Below are 6,285 nucleotides of genomic sequence, written 5' to 3'. Positions count from 1 at the left end.
GTCCCGCTGTCCTGGGGCGCCACCTTCGACCCGGACGTCATCCGCAGGATGGCCGCCGCCATCGGCCGCGACATGCGCGCCGTCGGCGTCCACCAGGGCCTCGCCCCCGTCCTCGACGTCGTCCGCGACCTGCGCTGGGGCCGCGTCGAGGAGACCATCGGCGAGGACCCGTACCTCGTCGGCACCATCGGCACCGCCTACGTCCAGGGCCTGGAGTCCGCCGGGATCGTCGCCACCCTCAAGCACTTCGTGGGCTACTCGGCCTCCCGCGCCGGACGCAACCTCGCCCCCACCTCCGTGGGGCCGCGCGAACGCGCCGACGTGCTGCTGCCGCCGTTCGAGATGGCGATCCGCGAGGGCGGCGCCCGCTCCGTCATGCACGCCTACACCGACATCGACGGCATCCCCTCCGCCGCCGACGAGCAGCTGCTCACCGGGCTGCTGCGCGACACGTGGGGCTTCGACGGCACGGTCGTCGCCGACTACTTCGGCATCGCCTTCCTCAAGACGCTGCACGGCATCGCGGGCGACTTCGCCGACGCGGCCGGCGCCGCGCTCACGGCGGGCGTCGACATCGAACTGCCCACGGTGAAGACGTTCGGCGCCCCGCTCGCGGACGCCGTCGCCGAGGGCCGGCTGCCGGAGTCCCTGATCGACCGCGCCCTGCGCCGCGTCCTCACGCAGAAGGCGGACCTCGGCCTGCTCGACCCCGGCTGGAGCCCGGTACCGCCCGCGTTCGCCGGCGCCGACCTGGACGACCCCGACGCCCTGCGCGGCACGATCGACCTGGACAGCCCCGCCAACCGCGAACTGGCCCGCGAGATCGCCGAGAAGGCGGTCGTCCTGCTCGCCAACGACGGCACCCTGCCGCTCGCCGCGCCCCGTCGCATCGCCCTGGTCGGCCCCAACGCGGCCGAGGGCACCGCCGTACTGGGCTGCTACTCCTTCCCCCAGCACGTGGGCGTGCAGCACCCGGAGATCCCCGTCGGCATCGAACTGCCCAGCCTGGGCGAGAGCCTGGCCGCCGAGTTCCCCGACGCCGAGATCACCGTGGCCCGCGGCACCGGCGTCGACGACGGAGACCTCTCCGGCATCGCCGAGGCCGTGGACACGGCGCGTGACGCCGACATCGTCGTCGTGGCGCTCGGTGACCGCGCCGGCCTGTTCGGCCGCGGCACCAGCGGCGAGGGCTGCGACGCGGAGTCCCTCGCCCTGCCCGGCGCGCAGCAGGAGTTGCTGGACGCGCTGCTGGACTCCGGCACCCCCGTGGTGACGGTCCTGCTCGCCGGCCGCCCCTACGCGCTCGGCCGGGCGGTGGAGGACTCCGCGGCGATCGTGCAGTCCTTCTTCCCCGGGGTCGGGGGCACCCGGGCGATCGCCGGCGTGCTCTCCGGACGCACCGCCCCGTCCGGACGCCTCCCGGTCAGCGTCCCGCGCGGCCCCGGCTCCCAGCCGGCCACCTACCTCGGCGCCCGGCTCGCCCAGGCCAGCGAGGTGTCCAACATCGACCCGACGCCGGCGTTCGGCTTCGGACACGGCCTGACGTACACCACGTTCGCGTGGAGCGACCTGACGGTGGACACCGAACAGGCGCCGACGGACGGGGAGTTCAGCGCGTCCCTCACCGTGCGCAACACGGGGGAGCGGTCGGGCACCGAGGTCGTCCAGCTCTACCTGCACGACCCGGTCGCCTCCGTGGTCCAGCCGGTGCAGCGCCTGGTCGGCTACACCCGCCTGGAGCTGGCGCCGGGCGAGTCCCGCCGGGTCCGCGTCACGGTCCCGGCCGACGTGGCGTCCTTCACCGGCCGCGACGGCCGCCGGATCGTCGAACCGGGCGACCTGGAACTCCGCCTCGCGGCGTCCAGCACAGACGCCCGCCTGACGGCCACGGTCACCCTGACGGGGCCGGTGCGGGAGGTGGACCACACACGGCGGTTCCACGCGGAGTTCTCGGTGGAGTAGCCGCACCGTGCGGGGGAGAGGGCGGTGCGGCTCCCGGAGCAGGGGACCCGCACCGCCCTCGTTTCCCGCCTCCTCCCCCCACTGCGCTGCTTTCCGGCCCGAGGAGGGGATCGTCAGCGTGGTCGGACATGCTGGTGCCATGACTCAGCGCGATGTGGCCGCCGAAGTGGGGGAGTTGCTCTACGAACTCTGTGTCGATCTGGGGTTCTGTCTGCCGCCGGACGACATGCGGCGGCTGAAGGAGGCGCCGCCCACCGACGCGGACAGCTTCACCGACGCCGTGTTCGCGGCGGAGGGCATGGACCCTGCCGCCCACGACGAACTCCGGGAGCAGGTGCGGGAAGCGGTCGACCGGCACATGCGTGGGTGGGGCGGCTCCTGACTCCTGACTACTCGGCGGCGAGACCCACGAACGCCGTCCACCCGTCGCGGCCGACCCGCAGTACGGGGCCGCCCTCGACGGCCTTGGAGTCCCGCACGTAGACGGTGTCCTCACGGACGGCCACCTCGACGCAGTCGCCGCCGCTCGTTCCGCTGTAGCTGCTCTTGACCCACTCAAGGTCGATGCTCATAGCTCCCCTACCATGCGCTCGATGAGGCACGAGGACTCCTCGGTGCTGAGAGCCTGCGTTCGCAGCGTTCCATACCGAAGCCAGAACTCGCTCACCTCATGTCGGTCGGACCTCACACTCACGATGTCCTGGGCCTCAACATAGACGTGCTGTTTACGGTCGGTCGACTCCAACAACACCATCGGGCCGTTGAGCCCGCTGTGGGCACCTCGGGTCGTGGGCATGATCTGCAACTCGACGTTGCGCATGGCCGAGCACTCCAGCAGGCGCGCCAACTGCTGCCGCATCACCGCGATGTTGCCGATCACGCGCCTGATCGCGGACTCCTCCACGATGAACACGAAGACCAGCGGGGGATTCCTGCGGTTCAGCAGCGACTGCCGGGCCATGCGGGCCGCCACCCGTTGCTCGACCGTCTCTGCGTCCAGAGGAGGGAAGTGTGCTTCTAGGAGCGCCTGCGCATACGCCTCCGTCTGCAACAACCCCGGCACCAGCATCGGGTCGTACGAGAAGCGGCTCACCGCCTCCGCCTCCAGGAGGGCGAAGTCCTGGAAGAACAGGGGGAGTCTGGCCCGGTCGACGTCCGGCTGGAGCACGCGCAGCGCCCCGCCCGCGTCCAGGACGCGTTCCGCCGCCTCCGTGAAGACCGCCTTCGCCGGGCGGCGGCCCTGTTCGACGGAGGCGACCTGTTCCGTCGAGTAGCCGATGGCGTCCGCGAGGGCCTGCTGGGTGAGCCCCGCGCGCTCCCGGAAGAGGCGGACGAGTTTGCCGTACGCACTCCACGCCGCCGGGCGCTCCTTGTCGGGCCCGCGCCGGCCGGCCGTACCGCATTCCCGCTGGGTCGTCCTGCCCATCGCGCCCCCTGCTCCACCGCACAGTGATCAGTCGTGGAGCACAACGACCGAGCCGCCCTTCCGGCCACGGTGGGGAGCCGTACGGCGGCCGTACAGATCCGTACGCCCGCCGTACCGCGTCGTACGCCCTACCAGCGGTCGCGGTGGACGACCTCCGTCACCGACCGCCGCCGGACCGGGCCGAACGTCCCCAGCGGCCACCCCACCGGGATGGCCGCGAACGTGTTCATGTCCTCCGGGATGCCGAGTGCCGCCTTCCACTCCGTCTCGAGGAACAGGTGCCAGATGGTGATGTTGGCCGCGAGGCCCAGCCCGCGGGCGGCGAGCAGCAGGTTCTGGACGCCCGGGTAGACGCAGGAGCCTTCCGCGAGGGCGGAGAACCGTTCCTGGATGCGGCCCATCCGCTCCGTCGCCTCCGCGCCCAGCGCCTCTGCGTAGATCCGCAGGCCCTCCTCCTCGATCCGCGGCGGCGGGAACTGGTAGCAGGGGATGATCAGCGCGGGGGTGTCGGCGAAGTGGTCGCGCTGGTACTCGATGGCGGCGACCATGCGCCCGTACGCGGCCTCGTCCATGCCCTCGGGCGCGTACTTGCCGGTCGTGGCCAGATACGCGTCCACGCACCGCTTCCACAGCGGGGCCAGCTCCGCCATGACCGCCCGGTCGGTGACGACGACGTACTCGTAGCGCTGCATGTTGCCGCCGCTGGGGCCCCATACGGCCGCCTGTATCAGCCGGTCGAGCAGCTCGTCCGGCACCGGGTCGGGCCGCAGGCGGCGCATCGCCCGCATCGTGGACATGGTCGCGAAGAGGGACGGCTCGCCGGTGTCATCGGCCCCGGCCCCGGTGAGACGGGTTTCAGTTGCCATGATCGGGAGTGTAGGGACTGTGAACTTCCCGTGGAGCGGCTCTAGGGTCCGTCTTCAAAGATCATTCAGGTGGTGGATCATGGTGGAGTGGTACGTCGTCATGAACTCACTGACCAGGAGTGGGAGTTGCTCGCTCCGCTGATACCGCAGGCCGCGACGGGCCGGCCCCGGGTGTCGGACCGGCAGGTCATCAACGGGATGGTCTACAAGATCCGCACCGGGATCTCCTGGCGTGACCTGCCCGAACGCTACGGACCGTGGCAGACGGTCTACACCCGCTTCCGCCGCTACGCGATCGACGGGGTGTTCACCCGGGCCTTGCAGCAGATCCAGGCCCGGGCCGACGCCGCCGGGGACATCGACTGGCTGGTCCAGATCGACTCCACCATCGTCCGCGCCCACCAGCACGCCGCCGCCACCGGCCGAAAAGGGGGAATCAGCGGCCGGACGAACCGGACGATCACGCCCTCGGCCGATCCGGGGGCGGACTGACCACCAAGGTCCACCTCGCCTGCGACGGCAAGGGCCGTCCTCTGGCCCTCCTCGTCACGCCGGGCCAGCGCCATGACAGTGTCTGCGCACGCATCCTGCTCGAGCGTATCCGCGTTCCCCGCAGCGGCCTTGGCCGGCCACGCTGCCGACCCGACCAGGTCATCGCGGACAAGGCCTACAGCTCCCGCGGTTTCCGTGCCTACCTGCGGCGACGCGGCATCGCGCACACCATTCCCGAGAAGGCCGACCAGCGGCGGCACCGACTGCGGCGCGGGAGCCGCGGCGGTCGACCGCCAGGGTTCGACCGGGAGACTTACCGTCGGCGCAACCTCGTCGAGCGCTGCTTCAACCGGCTCAAGAGCTTCCGCGGCATCGCGACCAGATACGACAAGACCGCCACCTCATACGAGGCAGCGGTCAGTCTCGCGTCGCTCCTGCTCTGGGCAAGATCCGTTTGAAGAAGGACCCTAGTTGAATGCGGGACCATCGGCCCCGCTCTTACCGCGCATGACGTCCCGCCCGACGCGGTACTCGGCCCGCACTGCGGAAGGGAGCGGATCATGGCGATCTGTGAAGTGTGCGGGAACGACTACAGCCTCTCCTTCGAGGTGCACACGGTCGACGGCTCCGTCCATACGTTCGACAGCATCGAGTGCGCCGCCCACAAACTGGCGCCCATCTGCGACAACTGCGGCTGCAAGGTGCTGGGTCACGGTCATCAGGTCGGCGGCCAGTTCTTCTGTTGCGCCCACTGCGCCCGCGCCCAGGGGCACGCCGAGCTGGCGGACAGCGCCTGATCGCTACTCTCCGTGAGAGTAGCGGGGGGCCATACGGCCGCCCGACCCGGAGCGCAGGTTCAGCTCCGCCTCCGCCAGCCGGGCCACGGCCTCCGCGTCCGTCAGGCCGGGCACGCACACCACCTCACCGGCCTCCAGCCCGGCCAGGGACGCGGTCACCACGTCCGCCGCGGGCATCCCGCCCTCGTCGTGGACGCGCCGCTCACCGCTCACCGGGGTGTCCCCGGCGCCGAGGTGGAACTCGGTCGCCGTGAGCCCGGGGCACACGACCTGCACCCGTACCGGAGTGCCGGCCAGCTCGGCGGCCAGGGTGCGGGTGAAGGTCACCGCGTACCCCTTGGTCCCGGCGTAGACGGCGCGCCGGGGGAGCGGGTCCGGCCGCAGGTCGCCGGCGAAGGCCAGCAGCGACGCCACGTTCACCACCGCGCCCCGCCCGCGCGCCAGCATGCCGGGCACGGCGGCACGGGTGAGCGCCGTGAGCGCCACGACGTTCACGCTCACCACCCGGGTGAGGAGGTCCGGGTTCACCTCGGCGAACGTGCCGTAACCGTTGATGCCCGCGTTGTTGATCACGAGGTCCACGTCGTCCCCGGACGCCCGCTCCACGACGCGGGAGAGGTCCTCAGGGCTCCCCAGGTCCGCCACCAGCGTCTCGACGCCCGCCGCGCCCTCTTTGAGCGCCTCTTTCGCGAGGATATCCAGCCGCTCGGCCCGCCGGGCGACCAGCACCAGCCCCCACCCC

The 6,285-nt window shown here is 71.5% G+C and carries 8 protein-coding genes; 4 read left to right on the top strand and 4 right to left on the bottom strand.

Features of this window, described 5'->3' with window-relative positions:
• On the top strand, positions 1–1,962 hold a 1,962-nt coding region (locus CCN29_RS26555; protein ID WP_086685025.1), incomplete at its 5' end, for a glycoside hydrolase family 3 N-terminal domain-containing protein.
• A 139-nt stretch (positions 1,963–2,101) separates the two neighbouring features.
• Positions 2,102–2,344: a hypothetical protein gene (locus CCN29_RS26550; RefSeq protein WP_031023002.1), complete on the top strand. Its 243-nt coding sequence runs from the start codon at positions 2,102–2,104 to the stop codon at positions 2,342–2,344.
• A gap of 7 nt (positions 2,345–2,351) precedes the next feature.
• On the opposite strand, the gene CCN29_RS26545 is transcribed toward CCN29_RS26550, so the two are convergent.
• From CCN29_RS26545 to CCN29_RS26535, 3 genes are all read right to left on the bottom strand, one after another.
• Entirely contained in the window at positions 2,352–2,534 is a 183-nt protein-coding gene (locus CCN29_RS26545) for a DUF397 domain-containing protein (RefSeq protein WP_006131987.1), read from the bottom strand.
• Entirely contained in the window at positions 2,531–3,388 is an 858-nt protein-coding gene (locus CCN29_RS26540) for a helix-turn-helix domain-containing protein (protein ID WP_031023003.1), read from the bottom strand. Before CCN29_RS26540 ends, CCN29_RS26545 begins: the two co-directional genes overlap by 4 nt.
• A 128-nt stretch (positions 3,389–3,516) precedes the next feature.
• The gene (locus tag CCN29_RS26535; protein WP_031023004.1) at positions 3,517–4,254 is read right to left on the bottom strand and encodes a nitroreductase family protein; all 738 of its coding nucleotides are present in this window, start codon (positions 4,252–4,254) and stop codon (positions 3,517–3,519) included.
• A gap of 87 nt (positions 4,255–4,341) precedes the next feature.
• Between CCN29_RS26535 and CCN29_RS26530 the strand changes: the two genes are divergently transcribed.
• Both CCN29_RS26530 and CCN29_RS26525 read left to right on the top strand, forming a co-directional pair.
• Positions 4,342–5,204, top strand: a protein-coding gene (locus tag CCN29_RS26530) for an IS5 family transposase (protein WP_107052133.1) whose coding sequence is annotated in 2 segments (ribosomal slippage) — positions 4,342–4,698 and positions 4,701–5,204 — 861 coding nt in all. Because the reading frame shifts where the segments join, the coding sequence is not laid out codon by codon here.
• 102 nt (positions 5,205–5,306) lie between these two features.
• Positions 5,307–5,543, top strand: coding sequence for a metallothionein (locus tag CCN29_RS26525; protein ID WP_006131982.1), 237 nt, complete (start codon positions 5,307–5,309; stop codon positions 5,541–5,543).
• 3 nt (positions 5,544–5,546) lie between these two features.
• On the opposite strand, the gene CCN29_RS26520 is transcribed toward CCN29_RS26525, so the two are convergent.
• Positions 5,547–6,285, bottom strand: a 739-nt coding sequence (locus tag CCN29_RS26520; protein ID WP_086685022.1) for an SDR family NAD(P)-dependent oxidoreductase, incomplete at its 5' end; no start/stop codon positions are given.

This window comes from Streptomyces pseudogriseolus (assembly GCA_002154585.1).
In the GTDB taxonomy this organism is placed as follows: domain Bacteria; phylum Actinomycetota; class Actinomycetes; order Streptomycetales; family Streptomycetaceae; genus Streptomyces; species Streptomyces pseudogriseolus.
Note: the sequence above shows the minus strand (reverse complement) of the source record. Positions and strands in the feature narration are given on the sequence as shown.